The organism is Siminovitchia terrae (assembly GCF_003605405.2).
In the GTDB taxonomy this organism is placed as follows: Bacteria; Bacillota; Bacilli; order Bacillales; family Bacillaceae_C; genus Siminovitchia; species Siminovitchia terrae.
Map to the genome: position 1 here is coordinate 1 of NZ_QYTW02000040.1, position 18,584 is coordinate 18,584.

16 protein-coding genes are annotated in these 18,584 nt (G+C 41.6%); 1 reads left to right on the top strand and 15 read right to left on the bottom strand.

Features of this window, described 5'->3' with window-relative positions; genetic code table 11:
* Positions 1-375 precede the first annotated feature (375 nt).
* The 5 genes from mug to D5F11_RS23980 form a co-directional block, all read right to left on the bottom strand.
* Positions 376-894, bottom strand: a complete 519-nt coding sequence (mug, locus tag D5F11_RS23960; RefSeq protein WP_120118985.1) for a G/U mismatch-specific DNA glycosylase — start codon at positions 892-894, stop codon at positions 376-378.
* A gap of 370 nt (positions 895-1,264) precedes the next feature.
* The gene (locus D5F11_RS23965; protein WP_120118984.1) at positions 1,265-2,335 is read right to left on the bottom strand and encodes a branched-chain amino acid aminotransferase; all 1,071 of its coding nucleotides are present in this window, start codon (positions 2,333-2,335) and stop codon (positions 1,265-1,267) included.
* A gap of 43 nt (positions 2,336-2,378) precedes the next feature.
* Positions 2,379-3,650, bottom strand: coding sequence for a glutamate-5-semialdehyde dehydrogenase (locus D5F11_RS23970; protein ID WP_120118983.1), 1,272 nt, complete (start codon positions 3,648-3,650; stop codon positions 2,379-2,381).
* 194 nt (positions 3,651-3,844) lie between these two features.
* Positions 3,845-4,945 carry a glutamate 5-kinase gene (proB, locus tag D5F11_RS23975; protein ID WP_120118982.1) on the bottom strand — a complete coding sequence of 367 codons (1,101 nt, stop codon included), beginning with the start codon at positions 4,943-4,945 and terminating at the stop codon, positions 3,845-3,847.
* 601 nt (positions 4,946-5,546) lie between these two features.
* The gene (locus D5F11_RS23980; RefSeq protein WP_120118981.1) at positions 5,547-6,476 is read right to left on the bottom strand and encodes a bile acid:sodium symporter family protein; all 930 of its coding nucleotides are present in this window, start codon (positions 6,474-6,476) and stop codon (positions 5,547-5,549) included.
* 354 nt (positions 6,477-6,830) lie between these two features.
* Here D5F11_RS23980 and D5F11_RS23985 point away from each other — a divergent pair, with 354 nt between their 5' ends.
* Positions 6,831-8,762 carry a sigma-54-dependent Fis family transcriptional regulator gene (locus D5F11_RS23985; RefSeq protein ID WP_244862059.1) on the top strand — a complete coding sequence of 644 codons (1,932 nt, stop codon included), beginning with the start codon at positions 6,831-6,833 and terminating at the stop codon, positions 8,760-8,762.
* A 47-nt stretch (positions 8,763-8,809) separates the two neighbouring features.
* On the opposite strand, the gene D5F11_RS23990 is transcribed toward D5F11_RS23985, so the two are convergent.
* The 10 genes from D5F11_RS23990 to D5F11_RS27625 form a co-directional block, all read right to left on the bottom strand.
* The gene (locus D5F11_RS23990) at positions 8,810-9,475 is read right to left on the bottom strand and encodes a CoA transferase subunit B (protein WP_120118979.1); all 666 of its coding nucleotides are present in this window, start codon (positions 9,473-9,475) and stop codon (positions 8,810-8,812) included.
* A 25-nt stretch (positions 9,476-9,500) separates the two neighbouring features.
* Complete coding sequence (locus tag D5F11_RS23995) at positions 9,501-10,190, bottom strand: CoA transferase subunit A (RefSeq protein ID WP_120118978.1); 690 nt, start codon at positions 10,188-10,190, stop codon at positions 9,501-9,503.
* Positions 10,191-10,256: 66 nt separating this feature from the next.
* The gene (locus D5F11_RS24000) at positions 10,257-10,757 is read right to left on the bottom strand and encodes an acetone carboxylase subunit gamma (RefSeq protein ID WP_120118977.1); all 501 of its coding nucleotides are present in this window, start codon (positions 10,755-10,757) and stop codon (positions 10,257-10,259) included.
* A 1-nt stretch (position 10,758) separates the two neighbouring features.
* Positions 10,759-13,044, bottom strand: coding sequence for a hydantoinase B/oxoprolinase family protein (locus tag D5F11_RS24005; protein ID WP_120118976.1), 2,286 nt, complete (start codon positions 13,042-13,044; stop codon positions 10,759-10,761).
* A gap of 22 nt (positions 13,045-13,066) precedes the next feature.
* The gene (locus D5F11_RS24010; protein ID WP_120118975.1) at positions 13,067-15,202 is read right to left on the bottom strand and encodes a hydantoinase/oxoprolinase family protein; all 2,136 of its coding nucleotides are present in this window, start codon (positions 15,200-15,202) and stop codon (positions 13,067-13,069) included.
* Positions 15,203-16,001: 799 nt separating this feature from the next.
* Positions 16,002-16,151: a YjcZ family sporulation protein gene (locus D5F11_RS24015; protein WP_120118974.1), complete on the bottom strand. Its 150-nt coding sequence runs from the start codon at positions 16,149-16,151 to the stop codon at positions 16,002-16,004.
* A gap of 614 nt (positions 16,152-16,765) precedes the next feature.
* Entirely contained in the window at positions 16,766-16,906 is a 141-nt protein-coding gene (locus D5F11_RS27050) for a hypothetical protein (protein WP_185830894.1), read from the bottom strand.
* A gap of 63 nt (positions 16,907-16,969) precedes the next feature.
* Positions 16,970-17,641: an MOSC domain-containing protein gene (locus D5F11_RS24020; protein ID WP_120118973.1), complete on the bottom strand. Its 672-nt coding sequence runs from the start codon at positions 17,639-17,641 to the stop codon at positions 16,970-16,972.
* Between the two features lie 315 nt (positions 17,642-17,956).
* A complete protein-coding gene (locus D5F11_RS27620) occupies positions 17,957-18,118 on the bottom strand; it encodes a hypothetical protein (RefSeq protein WP_244862060.1) in 162 nt (53 codons plus the stop codon).
* Positions 18,119-18,123: 5 nt separating this feature from the next.
* Positions 18,124-18,186: a hypothetical protein gene (locus D5F11_RS27625; RefSeq protein WP_244862069.1), complete on the bottom strand. Its 63-nt coding sequence runs from the start codon at positions 18,184-18,186 to the stop codon at positions 18,124-18,126.
* Positions 18,187-18,584: the final 398 nt, after the last annotated feature.

Consider the following 18,584-nt stretch of genomic DNA (forward strand, 5'->3'; position numbering starts at 1 on the left):
AAATTTATCGAGCTTAAGCTCGATAAAATCTGGGCGCAAATACGCCAAGGCGCATTTGATAAAAATAGGCAGGCTTAATGTTGACGGTCTGCACTCCTGTAGATCTCAGGAAAATCTCAGAGTATTTTCCCACAAGGTACCCTCTATCTAGTTTTAGGATGCGCGATAACCATTCAAAAATCGCTCCATACCTGTTCAAAGGTTTTCCCTAGTTTGAATTTTAACAATATTAAAATATGGAATTATCCTATGTACATTTCCAAAAACTATTCCCCCCAACTTAACTAAATGAATCATATTGTAATATATTACCATTATTTTCAAAAGTTTTCCTCAAAAAACACAAAAAAAGACTAGATAACTGAGTAGCAGTCTCTAGCATCGTGATGAACCCTTCAACAAATCTTTCATTTGAGTATAGATAGCTGCAATATCATCTACTGACATCCGAACCAGACCGCTGGATGAAGGTGCAACAAACTCAATGGTTCCTGGAACAATAGGGTCATTTTGTTCCCCCCAAGCAACATTTCTTCTTTTGCTATATTGCTGATAAACTCCTTTTCCAACAAAACAAGCAAGTTTCGGACGATAGAATGAGATTTTCTCCATTAATATTTCTCGTCCTTCTCTGTATTCTCCAGCAGTGATTTCTTGGGCGTTTCGTGTGGGTCTTGGTACGATATTGGTAAATCCATATCCAGTCTCCAACAATGTGCCGTCCTCCCTAGGGTCAAACTTCCTTTCGGTTAATCCTGCTTTGTGAAGAATTGTCCAAAAGCGATTAGAGGGATTGGCGTAATGGTGTCCGGTCTCACTTGACCGAATACTTGGGTTGAAGCCTATGAACAGGATGCTTAACCCTTTTTTTATATGGTCGGGTATGGGATTCATTTAATTGCTCCTTTCTTCAGTTTAAAAAAGCGTTTGGTAGACATGTCTATTTTTACAGATGAAAAAACAGGGAAATTCATGCAGCACAGGGTATAACCTGGAAGTGCTCGCTCAGTGTTTTGTACGTTTAACTTCATTCAGCAGAAATCTCCCACTTCTGTAAGTGGTGAAATGAATGCCTATTGGTATACCATTCAGTGGGGTTCAAACCCCGGCTGAATAAAGTCAAAGCCTCCGGCGGATGCCACAGATTTTCAGAGGAAATTTATCGAGCTTAAGCTCGATAAAATCTGGGCGCAAATACGCTAAGGCGCATTTGATTGAAAACAGGAGCCGTCCCTTGGGGCGGCTCCATGTCTAGGTTCACTATCTATTCCACTTTTACTCTCCAGCCAAACGGATCCTCTTCCTTACCCGTTTGAATGCCAGTCAATGAATTGTAGACCTTTAATGACAACTCACCAGTTTTTCCGTTATTGATGATCATTTTCTCATTTTTCCAGAATAATTCTCCAATAGGTGAAATGACCGCGGCTGTACCGGAACCGAATGCTTCCTCTAATTGGCCGTTTTGGTAAGCATCATGTAATTCCTCTATAGAGATTCTTCTCTCAGATACTGGTACACCCCAATGCTGTAAAAGCTCTATGACAGACTTTCTGGTAATTCCCTCCAGAATGCTTCCGCTTAGGGCAGGTGTAACTACTTCACCGTTTATTTTAAAGAATACATTCATGCTTCCTACTTCTTCAATATATTTATTTTCTTTTCCATCAAGCCAAAGTACTTGGGAGTAGCCGGAAGCACTTGCCTTTTCCTGCACAATCATAGCACCCGCATAGTTGCCGGCTGTTTTTGCATTTCCTGTTCCTCCACGGACAGCACGGACAAATTCGCTTTCTACCGAAATTTTTACAGGGTTCATTCCTTCCTTGTAAAAACTGCCGACCGGCGACATGATAATCATGAATGTATATGATTTTGAAGGCGTTACATCCAAATTTGGTTCGGTTGATATGATAAATGGGCGGATATATAATGACATGCCTTCCTGATTAGGAATCCAGTCTCGGTCAATGGACACAAGCTTTTGCAATGCTTCAAGTGCGAGCTCTTCGTCCACCTCTGGTATACACATACGAGTGCTTGATCTGTTCAACCTTTTGATATTTTCATCTGGTCTAAATAGAAAAACTTCCTCATTTTCTGATATATACGCTTTTAGACCTTCGAAAATGGTTTGCCCATAATGGAAAATAGTTGCAGCCGGATCGAGTGTAATTGGCTGATATGGCACGATTCTAGGATCATGCCACCCTTTTTCCTCTGAATAATCCATGATAAACATGTGGTCAGTATAAGTTTTTCCGAATTTCAAGTCGGAAAGAGACGGTTTGTCTTTGCGGTTTGTACTAAGTTGGATGTCAATTTGTCTGTTCAAAACTTATTCTCCTTCTCTCGCTTATAATCTATATTTAATCACTTTATTTGCGAACCTGTCCATCACCGGACACATAAAACTTAGTTGATGTAAGGGTATTAAGTCCCATCGGTCCACGCGCATGCAATTTCTGGGTACTGATGCCGATCTCCGCACCATAGCCGAACTCAAATCCATCTGTAAATCTAGTAGAAACATTATGATAAACAGTTGATGCATCCACAGCGACCTGAAATATCTGTGCGTTTTCTTCATTGGCAGTAACAATGGATTCAGAGTGCTTCGTTCCATATTGATTAATATGCTGGATAGCTTCGTTAACATCTTCCACGACTTTTACACTAACAGTCAGCCCTTGATACTCTGTTGCCCAATCTTCCGCAGTAGCTTCTATTGCCTTAGGGAAAGCTTCGCGAACTGACTTATCACCACGGATTTCTACGTTGTTTTGATCAAGCTTCTCAAACAATTCCTTGCCATAGTTTTCGAACCAATCTTTTTGTACGAGTATTGTTTCAATAGCATTGCAAACAGATGGACGTTGCAGCTTTGCATTGAGCACAATGTTTTCAGCCATTTCTTTATCTGCCGATTCATCCACGTAGACGTGGCAGTTTCCGGCTCCGGTTTCGATGACTGGTACAGTTGATTCGCGGATGACTGTTTCAATGAGCTGTTTTCCTCCACGTGGAATCAATACATCCAGGTAATCGTTCAATTTGAATAATTCCTTAGCCGTTTCCCTGCTCGTATCTTCAATCAGTTGTACAGCATCTATTGGAACTACGCTTTTTCTCAGTGCTTCGTGAATGGTTCGAACGAGAGCCAAATTGGAAAATTTAGCGGAAGAGCTGCCTCTTAATATAACCGCATTTCCAGTTTTTAAGGAAAGAGTGGCTGCATCAATCGTTACATTCGGTCTTGCTTCATAGATCATACCGACCACGCCGATAGGAACCCTTTTTTTCGTGATGGTCATGCCGTTTTCCTTCTTAATAATCTCCAATGTTTCACCAATAGGATCTTTCAAATCTATCAAAAGTTTAATGGCATGTGCCATATCCTCAATTCGTTTTTCATTTAGCATGATCCGGTCCAATATAGAATCAGACAGACCTCTTTCTTTTCCAGCTTGTAGATCCTTCTCGTTTTCTTGAAGAATATAATCTTGATCTTTCAACAGTTGTTCAGAAATCAAATCAAGAGCCCTGTTTTTTTCCTCTGTTGAACGGTTGACGAGTGCTCTGCTAGCTTTTAATGCAGCTTTCCCTTTTTCTTCCACTTCACTTACGGCATTCTTCTCTTTTAGTGTCATAAGTAGTCCTCTCCTATCACTCGTAAAATAATTCTAATCAAATGCGCTCAGATTTTATCGAGCCTCGCTCAATAAATTTCCTCTGAAAATCTGTGGCATCCGCCGGGGTTTGAACCCCCACTGAATGGTATACCAATAGGCATTCATTTCACCACTTACAGAAGTGGGAGACTTCTTCTGCTGAATGAAGTTAATCAGACCTTGACCCATCTATTGCGATGGATGACTTCAATGGTCGGCATTAACGTTTCTTTGTTTTCCTCACAGCTTCTTTTTTCAATCAAATCTCTAAGCTCCTGGGAGGAGTACGTGACTTCTCCTCTTCCCAACAGTCCATTTACTCCGTAAACTTCAACAACATCGCCTTTTTGGAAATTTCCCTTCACTTTGAAAACACCAGCAGGAAGCAAGCTTTTGCCTCTATGAAGAATAGCTTCCTCCGCTCCCTGGTCAACATAAATTTTCCCTGATGTTTCGGAGTGGAAGGCGATCCATTGCCTGCTCGTATTAATAGGATCGAGCGAGCCGTTCGCGATGTATGTGCCATCCCCGTTTCCGCGGAGGATTTCAAGCAGTTTGTCTTTTCCGGTTCCTTTCCCAATAAAAACGGGGACACCGAGGGATACTGCCGTTTTTGCTGCCAATAATTTGGATTTCATGCCACCTGTCCCAACCTTGGAGCCTGTCTCATCGGCAGATTTCAGCAAATCCTTTGTAACATCCTCCAGATAATCAAACTTCTTCGCATCTGGATTCGTCCTTGGATTAGAATCATACAGACCGTTTATATCCGTTAAGATGATGAGCATGTCAGCGTGTATAAACCCGCTCACAAGAGCAGAGAGCATGTCATTGTCTCCAAATGTCAGTTCATCGACTGCAACGGTATCATTTTCATTGATGATCGGCAAAAGTCCGCGATCCAAGAGCTCGCTGATCGTTGCAAACGCATTTCTATAGCGGGATCTGTCTGAGAAATCACTTCGTGTGAGCAAAATTTGTGCTGGAATGATGTTAAATTCGCTCAATTTCTCTGTATAGGACTGCACGAGGAGGCTTTGGCCGACTGCTGCAGCTGCTTGTCTTCCTTTTACCGTCACCGGACGGGTAGGGTACCCCAAGTTTTTGAAACCAGCGGCTACAGCTCCTGAGGATACAAGAATCACTTCATGATTGGCACCTCTTAAAGCAACCAATGCCTGAACGTGATCAGCAAACTTTTCCTGATCGATTTCTCCTCTGTCATTTGTCAGGGAACTGCTTCCGATTTTAACAACAATCCTTTTTTTTCTCATGGGTCTATCTCCTATTACATTGATCATTCTTAGAAAAATAAAATAGCTCTCCCATCCTCATATAAAGGACGAAAGAGCGCAGCTTCCGCGGTACCACCATTTATTGGGTGCATCAGCACCCCACTTTGCCTGATAACGCCAGGAAACGCCCATGTTTTGCACGGGACTCAGAAGGCAGGTTCAACGGTTTTCCAGTGGCGAAATCTCTCAGCTTGTAAATTCCGCTCTCTTGTCACGGAACAATTCCGTTTACTAGTCCTTCGTCTACATTCAACGTTCGTAATTTGATAACCATTATGAACGTTAAGAATAAATTTGTCAAGGTGAGGAGTCTAGCTGCCAGCTATGAAGAGTACATTTATAAATATCAATTGTGAATACTGAAATCCACTTTAAGTATATGTAAAAATTTAATTTGTACTTTCCGGTTTTTTGGACATAAAGGCAAGACCAATCTTTTTATAAGATTTTTTAATTTGTGGTTATGTTCCGTTTAAGCTTTTTTCCTCACCAATGCCATCCCTATTACATCGCTCGACAAAGTGAAACGTGGTGCTCCAAATTCTAACACCACAAAATGTGTAGATTTTGGAGCCCACAATCACTTATCGGCTTTTTTACTCCACCATGTAGCGAGCAACGAGCCTGAAATATTATGCCAAACACTAAAGATGGCACTTGGTACAGCAGCAAGTGGGGAAAAATGCGCTGCCGCCAATGCCGCACCAAGTCCAGAGTTCTGCATGCCTACCTCGATGGCAATGGCTTTCTGGTCAGAATAGTCTACTTTTAATAAGCGAGCAATCCAGAAACCTAACAAATAGCCCAGACAATTATGCAAAATGACAACAAGTAAGATCAGCAAACCTGTTTCGGCGATTTTCTGCTGACTTCCACTGACAACTGCCGCGACGATGGCGACAATCGCAATAACAGAAACGAGCGGCATAGCTTTTACACTCTGCTCTACTTGCTTGCGGAAAAGCATTTTTGCAATGAGTCCAAGAATAATAGGAATAAGGACAATTTTCACGACCGATAAAAACATATCTCCTGCCGAAACTGGTAGCCATTTGCTAGCTAACCATAGGATCAATGCAGGGGTTATAAAAGGTGCCAATAACGTGGTGCAAGATGTGATGGCAACGGATAAGGCCACATTCCCTCTTGCCAAAAAGGTCATGACGTTTGACGAAGTACCACCAGGGCAACAACCTACAAGGATGACACCTGCCGCAACTTCAGGCGGTAGCTTAAATCCAACAGCAAGTCCAAAAGCGATGAGTGGCATAATCGTAAATTGCGCAAGGACACCAATCGCCACTTTTTTCGGATGCTTTAATACTTCTTTAAAATCGTCCACAGATAATGTCATACCCATCCCAAACATAATAATTCCAAGAAGTATAGATATGTAGGGCGCAATCCATGTAAAACTGCCCGGCATAAAAAATGCCAATGCTGCAAATAACAACACCCATATTGCGAAGGTATTGCCTGCAAATTGGCTAATCCTATCTAATGTCTTCAATTGTATAAACCTCCCTTAATATATAGATTGATTATACACGCTATGCGGAATTTCACAATAAATTTAATTGAACGTGTCTACAGAGGTAATTCCGCATTATTGTACTGATTAAAATTAAAACAGCTCTTTCGTCCTTTATATTAAAATCAAAGTAAATTTCATCCTCTCTATTCTTTGGCAGAGTTGCCATAGTAAAAATGCATAGAATACGCGCATAGTTATTTGACGAGTCTAAAAATTTAAAATATAATGGTATTGATCGCTTCTTATGCCAATGACTAAATTGTCCTTTCATTTTTGTATTTGTAGAAGTCTTTTTTGATTTGTGAGTCTATCGAAGGGGGACATGCATTGGTGAATACATATTTGGCAGTTCACTCAACCGATAACCTTCTTGTAAAAATGAGAGAGTTGGAATCCGAATGGGGGTATTTTGTTTCCGATAAACAGAAGCCGGTTAAAGTACGGAAAACCATTTACCAATCTTGGAAAAGATGTGAGGAATATCAGGTCGATCCACTCCAAAAGCAAACCTCCATCATCATTGACGATCAACGTTTAGACGAAACAATAAGCCATTCGGAATTGTATAAAGCGTCCCTTCCCATTGTTGAGTCATTACATCAGCAAGTACAGGGCACTGGACACCTCATTACCCTTGCCGATGATAAAGGAACAATCATACATTTGGAGGGGGACCAAAAGATAAAGCAGCAAGCCGCAGAGATGAGTTTCATTCGCGGCGCAGATTGGAGTGAAAAGGCTGCCGGATCAAATGCAATTGGAACTTCATTGGCGATTGGCCACCCCATTCAGATTTTTTCACATGAACACTATTGTGAAGGTGTTCATCCATGGATATGTTCAGCGGCACCAATCAAGGACCCTTTAACAGGAAAAGTCCTGGGTATTATCGATTTAACAGGGCCAAGACAGCTTGTTCAACCTCATTCTCTCAGTGTAGTACAAAATATATCAAAGATGATCCAACATAACTTTAAGACACATTCCCTTAAACAACGGCATCAGTTACAAAAGTTTTATGATGGATTTGTCAATAGATGGAAATCAGATAGCGTCATCATGCTTGACGAAATGTTAAATATCATCCATGCGGACCCAAAATGCCTTTTTTTATTGCAAATTGACCACTGGAAACAACTAGCTGCTCATCAAGAGTTTCACCATATTCGAAATTCATTGCTTACAAATAATGAATATGAATGGGAGCTGGACGTTCCATCCCTTCAAATCAAAGTATTTATTCAAGTGATTGTTCAAGGGTCCGAAAGAATCGGTTATTTGCTTCATTTAGAAAAGACTAACCAAATAAGGAATTATACTTATTGGGGGCGAATCATTGGAAACTCTCAACCAATGAATCAACTAATAGCCAGGGCAAAAATAGTAGCTCCAACTAACGTTTCAATTCTCCTTACTGGAGAAAGCGGAACTGGAAAGGAAGTATTTGCTAGAGCCATTCATAAAGAAAGCTCACGCAGTCAATCACCGTTCATTGCTATAAATTGCGGGGCCATACCGAAAGAACTAATGGCTAGTGAACTGTTTGGCTACGAGCCTGGAGCTTTTACTGGCGGAGACCCTAAGGGGAAAGCTGGAAGGTTCGAGGAAGCCGATGGCGGAACTTTATTGTTGGATGAGATTGGCGAGATGCCGCTTGATTTGCAAGTACATCTTTTACGGGTTTTACAGGAAAAAGAAATCGTAAGGCTTGGCGCATCCCGATCGAAGAAAGTTGATGTTCGCATCATAGCGGCGACAAACAGAAATATGAGGGAACTGATTGCAGAAAGGAAATTTCGAGAAGACCTATACTACAGACTTAATGTCGTAGAGTTTCATCTGCCTTCCCTCAGAGATCGCAAGGAGGATATTCCTCTCCTTAGCCGGTATTACATTATTCATTATGCGAAAAAACACGATAAACCGGTACCAACAATCGGGAACGAAGTTCTTTCTTTGCTGAATAAATATCACTGGCCTGGAAACATTCGAGAGCTGACTAATACAATTGAGTATGCAGTGCTTTTTTGCAGTAATAACCATATTACACTGGATTCCTTGCCAGATTTTTTTAAAGACTTCACCCAGGGATTGATCAGTGAACATCATGAACTGACCGTTTTAGAGCAGGAAGAAAAGAATAAAATTAAACAGTTGATTGAGGAAACTGGAGGAAATCTTTCCGAGGTTGCAAGGCGCTGCAAAATTGCCAGAACAACACTTTACCGAAAAATAGAGAAATACCAACTGAAAGTCACGTAAGGAGAAACGGTTTATCCAGGTTAAAGGATAGACCGTTTCTTCCCTGATTAATGTTTTTGCATAACTCCTTCGTCAATGATGAGTTCAGGTTCGACAGAAGCTTTAATATCTTCTACCGTATAACCTTCTGCAATTTCGATCAATGTTAATCCCTTATCGGTGATGTCTATTACAGCTCGGTCTGTAATGATCCGATTCACTACCTTTTTACCGGTTAAGGGCAGTGAGCAAGATTTTAATATCTTAGGATTTCCGTGTTTATCTGTGTGTTCCATGATGACAATAATTTTCTTGGCACCGTGTACAAGATCCATCGCCCCTCCCATCCCCTTGATCATTTTTCCGGGAATCATCCAATTAGCTAAATCACCTGTTTCAGATACTTCCATTGCTCCCAAAATCGCCACATCAATATGACCCCCTCGGATCATTCCAAATGATTCAGCGCTGTCAAAAAACGCCGCACCATCTATAGCAGTAATCGTTTCTTTGCCTGCGTTGATCAAGTCAGGGTCAAGCTCTTCTTTAGTAGGATAAGGGCCAATTCCCAATAATCCATTTTCAGATTGTAAAACAACCTGTTTATCTTTTGGAATAAAATTTGCTACAAGTGTTGGAATTCCAATACCCAAATTCACATAGTCGCCGCTTTTAATTTCCTTTTCTGCTCTTTTGGCAATTTGTTCACGTATGATCACCTTATCTTGCTTCATGTTCATTCCCCCTTTCCCGAATCGACTAATTTCTTACAGTCAATCGTTCGATCCGCTTTTCTTGCTGCCCAATGATCATTTTTTGAACATAAACGCCAGGAGTGTGGACAGTATTAGGGTCAAGCTGTCCAGCTTCAACAATTTCACCTACCTCCGCAATTGTAACTCTACCGGCAGCGGCCATAATGGGATTAAAGTTTCTTGCCGTCTTGTTAAAAATCAAATTCCCCATCCGGTCTGCTTTCTCAGCGTAAACGAGACTGAAATCCGCTGTCAGCGCTTCTTCCAATAAATAATATTTACCGTTAAAATTTCTCACCTCGCGCTTTTCTGATATGGAGGTGCCGACACCAGCAGGGGTATAAAACGCCGGGATTCCCGCTCCACCAGCACGAATTTTTTCTGCGAGTGAACCTTGAGGTGTTAACTGAACTTCAATTTCGCCGGCCAACACTTGCCTCTCAAACTCTTTGTTTTCACCTACATATGAGCCAATGATTTTTTTGATTTGATTGTTTCTCAATAATAATCCAAGCCCCCAATCATCGACTCCACAGTTATTTGAGATAATCGTTAAATCTTTAGCACCTCTTTCAGCCAATGCTATAATCAGATTTTCGGGTATTCCAACCAATCCGAATCCGCCTACCATGATTACAGCGCCGTCATGTATATCTTTTATTGCTTCTTCAAATGATGTCAGGACCTCTTTCAAGCTGGTAACCCCCTTACTTAATGTTTTCACAAAAGGCGACGGTTAGAAACCGTCGCCAGATGCGTGTCAGGCCTTGCCCGGTAATGGAGTATTGATCCATTCGTTATAAAAAGTATCGATATCCGGCTCAAAGTCCTTAATCACCGGGTACCAGGGGGTAACGGCTTCTACTTCCAATTGGGAAGCACAACTTGGACAATAGTATTCTCTTAATACCTGCCATTCACTATCAGGCGCCATCAATTTAGGATATACTTCATTCATTTTTTCTTCAGTATCCCGTACAAATATATTAGCATGCAGTTTCCAATTGTCTTTGTAATCACAGAATTCATACCCGCAATCACACTTCACAATCCGGGAGCCATCTTGTTTTTGAACAATAAACAAATGCTCTCCAATAGGAAGTAAGATCGGGTCATCCCAAGGAACCCTGTCTTGCATGACGCTTAAATATATATCAAATCTATCTTTGTCTTTATGGGAGGACATCATTGTTTTTAATTGGTAGAATTCTAATGTCCCATCAATCAGTTCCCCAATTAACTTTTTATCGTATTTTGCCACGTTACTTCACCCCTGTCTTGAAACGATTGATATGCTTTCCAAGCTTAGGCATATTTAATTCTTCCTCATAAATCATCCAGTCCTTAGGTAAATTCCAAAAGTCTTTAAATTCATTTGTGAATTTTTCACTCAGTGCGAAGCTTTCAGCATACATATTTCTTACTTGCAATGAAGCTTTTTGATCGAGTATATTTTGCTTCTCCTGAATGAACCATTCTTGAGCAGGGATACTTCTTTGTAAGCGTTCCTTTCGGATTGCTTTCCGCTTTTTCTCGGTTGCCTTGATATCGACCGCATACGTACCGTTTTCTTCTGTAAACATACACCCAAACACTTTTTCTGCATAACGCAGGAGAATATGTCTTTGGTTTAAATCGGCTTCCACATCTTTTGGATCGCGCTCAATTGGGTCGCCATATCCTGGGCCTCCACGCAAATAGTTCATGATGAGGTCATAATCACCGAATTCTTCTTGTGTAGAGCAAGTCTGTCTGTCACGGTGGATGACTTCAGCTTCCATATTTTCTTCATAAATCGGATTGTCTGGATCTATATCTCCTCCAAGCGGCAAAGGCAGCCTCTTTTCAATCCTCTCTTTTAAATTAGTGTTATTAGCTGTAAAACGATAACCTGCGGAAGCTGGATAACCTCCCATTAACCCGCAATCTGTAGCCATTACACCAGCACCAGCAACGAACATTGTCCATTCTTTCGCACCCCAACCCAAACGCAGTGACTGCCACCCGTTACCGCCACGATATTTTCCAGCACCGCCTGATCCAGGCAATATTTCCCTCCCCATGTAAACAAGCGGTTCGAGAAGTTCCCATATTTCCATGTCCCCCATATCGCCTTCTGGGTTCCATAAAGCTGCAGTATGACTGATGCCATCGTTAACTGCGCTTGCTCCCACGCCGCAGGCAGCGGTTTCAAAACTATTAAGGGCTGAAAGACCTCCATATTGATCAATTCCGCCTCCCATCAGCCAGTTGGAAGTATGAGCATTGCCTGCATTGACTTCTTCCAGATATCCGCGCCCATAGTATGCCCGGCTTAATCCCCGCCATAATGGTGACCAAGCTGCCACGAGTGCATGCCATGTGTTAGAGTGGGCGGAACGAATGTCATCAGGGTTTAGCCACGAACCCAAAGGAGTTCCGAATTTACTTGCATAATAAGCTCCATCATTGATCCGGTCATTTGGCACAAGTGTTTGTGACAGCATGACCCAGATTCCGCTTGTCATAGACACTGGAGTAGCATTAAACGGATGCCATCCCCAACGGCTTGCTCCTTCAAAATCAATTTCAAGTTTTGCATCCTTATGGACGGTAATTTCGGAAGGCGAATGCATAATCGTGTCCACCTGAGCAAATTTCGGAAGGTCCAATCCCTTAAACTGCACGTCGCTAAATGAAACCTGACGATATTTCCCTGGTATTAGCATGGTTTTTACCTGATTGACAAAGCCACGGCGACCATCTTCTATAATTTCCCGAATAAATGTTTTGTACGTGTCAATACCTTCTTCTTGAATAACATCCAAAACAAGATCACGGATCATGTGGCAGCCTGCAACACGTGTTTTTTCATCCAGAGTCCAATATTTCACCGCTCTTACGGAACGAGTGCTTTCCAGCAGCCAGTCCCTTGATAAAACATCATTTTGTCCGATTTTCCGGCAGGTTACCTGGTAACCGTCATCATAACGTTGCACAGGCCCCATCGGCATACTTCCAGGAGCGGAAGCCCCTGTATCAATAACATGGGTAACCCCGCCTACCCAACCGACAATTTCATCTTCCCAAAAAATAGGAACCAGCGTATGAACATCACACGTATGCACATTCCCAACATGATTGTCATTGTTACAGAAAATGTCTCTATCCGCGATTCCTGGATTATCTTCATAATCATTTTCAATCATAAATTTTATAGCTGCTCCCATTGTTCCAACGTGGATAATAATCCCTGTCGATGTAACAATAGAATCCGCTTCAGGTGAGTATAAACTGAAGCACAGTTCACCTTCCTGCTCTACGATGGGAGAAGCAGCCACTTTCTTAGCAGTTTCCCTTGCATGAACGACCCCGCCGCGAAGTTTTGAATAAATCTTCTCAAACCTTATTGGATCTGACTCTTTTAAAGACAAGGAAGTCAATCCGGCATAATGCCCCGTTTCTTTACTGATTTGTGTCATTTCATGACGCATTTGTTTTAATGTCTTTCCATCCCAGCCGATCGGTTTTTGTGTCTGTGGCAGAACACGATCTATTGCTTTCGCCAAGTTGAATACCTCCTAGCAATGATTATTTTAATTCCTTCAGATGGAAAATCCGGTTCTTATCCAGATAAGCCTCAAACCCTGTGGGAACAACCAAGGTTGTTGCTGTGGATTCAACAATAGAGAATGCCTTAATCCGGTTCCCGGGCATCAGTTTTTCCATCTCATAAATATCGGCATATTGCCATCCATCTGTCCAATAGACCTGGCGGGTCCCTAAGAATGCTTCTTTCGGAGGTGTCTCTCCATACAAAGGCTCTGACGGAATCTCCGGCTTCGGTACATCAACAACTCCGCGAACAATCGCTCCGGTAATGGAATAGCCGAGCTCTGGGGACAAGGCTGACTTTGCATAGACTCTTGTGTACATGTCCTCGAAAGTTTTAACAAGTGTTTCAAAGTCGCCTACATCTTTAAATTCTTTAATGGGTGCTTCAATTTCTAAATCATTGAGTTGCCCTTGATACTGCATACGATAAAGAAGACGGAAGTTCACATCATCAGGCAAATAGTCATTTTTCCTGAATTCCTCTGTCACCTTCTCCTTAAGCTCGTTCCATGAAGATTGTAATTCTTTTCCAACCTTCACAACGGTCTGGCCATCAGCATCTTCATCTACATTCAAGTCCAAAGTTTTGTCATAGCGGTATTCAAAGTCTGCAGCGCCACAGCCAAACGCAGAGAATCCAGCAGCCCATGCTGGGATCAATATATCTTCAAAGCCCAATCCTTTCGTGTAACCGGCTGTATGTAACGGGCCTCCCCCTCCATAGGAAAAACATACATACTGAGATGGCGAATACCCCTTGCCTAGAATCATGGATTCCAAATAGTTTCGAAGCTGTGATTCAAGTAATTCTATAACCCCCAGTGCCGCTTCCTCGACAGGTAATCCAAGAGGATCTGCTATTTGAGTTTTGACGGCATGGTATGCTCGTTCGCGCGACAGCTTAATTGCACCGCCAATAAAATTATCTGGATTGATCAAACCAATCACAACATGGCAGTCAGAAACAGTAACAGTTTCAATGCCTCCTTCGGGGTTACATACTCCTACAAGTGATCCGGCGCTATCCGGGCCCAGTGTCAGATTTCCATAGTTCGGATCAATCCTTACATAGCTCCCAGTCCCGGCACCAGTTGTATCCATAGAAACTAAGGGCAAAGATAAAACAAGTCTGGCCATATCAGGGCTGGAATTAATGGCAAGGTCACCTTGTGTAATCAGCCCTATATCAAAACTTGTCCCTCCAATATCCGAGCAAGCTACATTTTTAAGCCCGAGACTTTCCGCTAAATATTTTGCTCCAACCATTCCCCCTATTGGACCAGAAACACATGTCCTGGCTAGTTCATTTGCTTTTATACTGATAGTTCCGCCATGGCTGGCCATAATTCTTAAATTGAAATCGGTTCCATTTTCCTTTAAAGCTGTATCTATTCTTTCCAAGGTTTTTCTGGATGGCTCAGCAGCATAGGCTTCTACAATCGTTGTGTTTGTCCTGTGAGATTCCTTTCGCACCGGATAATAATCCACTGTGGCAAAGACCTGGATATCCTTTTTAGCCTTTTGAATTAAATCTTTTGCCACGTCTCTGATCTTTCTCTCATGTTCTGGATGCTTGTATGAATGGAGCAAACTAATGACAATTGCTTCCACATCTTCATTTATTAACTTTTGAATGGCTGGCTCGATTTCACGTTCATATAATGGAATAACAACATTTCCAAACATATCCACCCTCTCGGTAATGCCGACAGTCCATTTTCGTGGTACTAACGGTGGGTCAAAATGATGTGTGTTAATATGAATCCGGTCAGAATAGGAATAACCTAGATAGGATTGAATGCCTCTTCCCATCCGATGGTTATCTTCCATTCCTTTATTCACTACTAACCCAACACGGCGCCCAACTCTGGATACAAGACGATTAAGCATGGCGGTACCGGAATAAACCCCAGCCCGCAAATTAGGGAATTCCTGTTCTACTTCTGCATCCCATTGTCCCAATGCGTCTTTGGCAGAGTTCAACAGCCCTATGTGCTCATCCATAGGTGTTGTCTGAGCTTTTCCTACAACAAAATCCCCCATTTCATCGATTATGAAGGTGTCTGTCATTGTCCCGCCAGCGTCAATCGCAAGAATTTGTGACTTTGCCAAATTGTTTTTCTCTCCTTTCCATTGAATTAATGACTATAATTGCAAATAGCATGCCAACTTGTTTTCTAGTAAAAACTCCTATGAAACCGCTTTAATATTGATTAAATATGGAGCCTAATATAAACTACTTGTATTCTTTCGATACATGTGTAGCGCAACGTTGTATTCAAACATAACGAGTATAATTGTAATTGGATGTCCGTATACAGCGGTTACAAGTTATGTCAGACGTAATTGTTTATAACTTGCCGTTAGGCTATTTAACCCTTGGCCACTCTAATAGAACAGTCCAAGGGTTGTATGTATGAAGAATATGACTCTCGGCTACACGCCAATATCCTTTCCTGCAACTGCCCCACTCATAGGAGTTTAACGCTCAGTCCATCCACTCCGTGGCTTCCCTTATTCTTGATCACCCGTTCGCATGTCTGAAGAACGTTTCCGTCAGATAGAATCCGTATCAACATAGATATAGCCTACTGCGTGAGTCCCTTTACTTCTTGTCGTATATCTGTTCTCCCTCTCTCAGTGTCACCATACATTCATTACCTCCTTCACTTGATGGCGTATCTTCTTTTTTTCTGTTCATCGAATGATATGTACGCCTAGGCGTGACTCTTCATAATCGGTTCAGCCTTACTTAATATCTTAAGCTACAGCTTACTGCCTTCACTGTTCGGGACTTGTACCCTATAGCCTGTCACCCATGCCGGACACACCAAGTAAAGGCAACTTCCATAAAGAGGTTGTCTTCAAGACCTACTTTTAAGCTGTAAGCGGAAGACTACTCACCCAACATCTACCAAAAGAACGGAAAAAACGGAAAGAACCCAATGAATACAGGGTCACCACCACCTGCACCACCTACATATGAGGCACCAACTACAATTAACAAAATAAACAACACTACTATTAAAGCAAACCCACCTGTTCCTGCTGCCTTTTCCAATTTGACCCTCCTTTCACTCGTTCCTACAAAATATATGTATTATATTTAATAGTGATTGTACATGTATCTCGTGTATCATATAACCTATTCAAAAACCTAGAATATTTATATTTACTCGCTGTTCCATTGACTATTTTAAAAATTTTTAGTATTCTACATTCCCATTTTGAGATCCGACGCTATCCAGTCCCAATATCAAATTTCCGTAGTTGGATGCATGCATATATGGCCGCCGGTCCCTGTACCGGGTGTATCCATTGAAATTAGGGGCAAGGATAAAACAAATCTGGCATATCTGGGCTGGAATTAATCGCCAACTCCCCTTGGTATCAGAGCATGTAACATTTTTAAGTCCCAAGTTTTCCGCTAAATATTTCGCCCCAATTATTCCCCAATAGGACCGAATACGCATGTTCTGGCTAAGTAGTTTGCTTTTATCTTATCCTATTTGCCCCACGGCATAGTTGTCTTTGTCCTGTGAAATTCCTCTTGAACCGGGTAATAATCCACTGTAACAAAAAATCTGTAGCTAAAAGGTATTCAAATATAATGGGTACGATTCAACAAAAAAACTGCTTTGACAAAAGGTCACCAAAGCAGTTTGTATAAAAAAATCAATTAAATGCGCCTTGGCGTATTTGCGCCCAGATTTTATCGAGCAGAGCTCGATAAAATCTGGGGCATCCGCCGGAGGCTTTAACTTTATTCAGCCGGGGTTTGAACCCCCGCTGAATGGAATACCAATAGGCATTCATCTCACCACTTACAGAAGTGGGAGACTTCTCCTGAATGAAGTTAAATAATTTATCTTTTCTGTTTTATTTAATCAGTTTATTCAGCCTTTCCCGCATATCCGCTGCAAGCTCGTCAATTTCTATCACTCTCTCTATCTCGGTAAAGTTTTTACGGTCATGAAAAAATAAATGATGCAAATCTCTAACCGAAATTGTGTTTTCCCGTCGTTCAATCAAAGTAATCTCCGCAGCTTCTTCCACCATACCTTCTTCCAGTACTCTCGCAAAATAGCCTGTTTTTCCTGTCCGGATAAATTGTTCAAATAATCCCCGGATTCGATTGGAAATATCCACTTTCGCGCAAGGGATCCTGCTTTGGGTGATTTCAACTTTTGCATCACCAATTTGATAGATATCACCGATGTAAATATCATCTTCTGTATACCCTTCAATGGTTATATTTTCCCCAAAAGCGGGTACAGTCAGCTCCGTTCCTGAAAGTGAGTTCCATTCAGCATAATGTTCAAAGGGATAAAAACAGACAGCACGATCCATGCCGCCATGACTTTCATGGTCCGCAACGTCATCATTTTCAAAGCCTGGTTTATAAAGGTATGCCGAGGAAGCTGGCTTTTTTCTAATGCCGGAATTGATTACCTGTCCAAATGGATTTCCGATCAGCTGCGGCCTGCCTATATTCAATGATTTAATAATGATGCGATTCTCCCTTCGTGTCACTTTTATACAATTATACATATTTTAAATCGAGTAGAGGGAAAATAATTTAATTTATTTTCGCCCCTCTCACAACACCTTACGTACGGATCTCGTATCCGGCGTTTCAATTTATATTACAGTGTTGTACTTTTAAGTAACGTTCCAAAGCAGAGGGTACTGCCCTCTGCTTATTTGAGATTGCTCTTTGAACGACCTTCGATAATCCGATGTACCGGTATACTTTCCTAGAATGATCAAATGCGCCTTGGCGTATTTGCGCCCAGATTTTATCGAGCGGAGCTCGATAAATTTCCTTTGAAAATCTGGGGCATCCGCCGGAGGCTTTAACCCTATTCAGCCGGGATTTGAACCCTCATTGATGGAATACCAATAGGCATTCATCTCACCACTTACAGAAGTGGGAGACTTCTGCTGAATAAAGTTAAACCTTTCGCTTCTTCTTTGGGTATCCCTAGTTGAATTAACGATTTGATTTGTTTCCTCGGTACCTTCCATTGTTTCTAGATGATTACCCTAATTCTTGAGCGTAACTTCTCATCTATTTGTCTAGTTACTGTTTTCATATTTGTGATTCTAAAGTAATTTACCCATCCGAATATGACTTGTTCAATTTCAATATTCGGAGGTCTAACGGAATACTCCAGTTTCGCTTTGTTAGTTGTCTAAGCTTCCGTTTGAATTTCTGTACTGAGGTCAGGTGGGTTCTCACTTGATATCTCCTGTTTTTAGAGTCGTAATACTATCCAAATCCCAAGAATTTTAACTCTTTTGGGCGGGATATTTGACTCTTTTCAGTATTGATTCCGGTTATCCTTTGAGATATTCTCATACTTTCACCGTTAATACATTCGGAGTTCGTCACTTACGCATTCGTGGCTTTGAAACACTATAACTTGTTCTACCCTTCGTGAATTCACTCACTACTATGGCTTCTGCTGACTTCTTGCGGTTAACCTTTTTC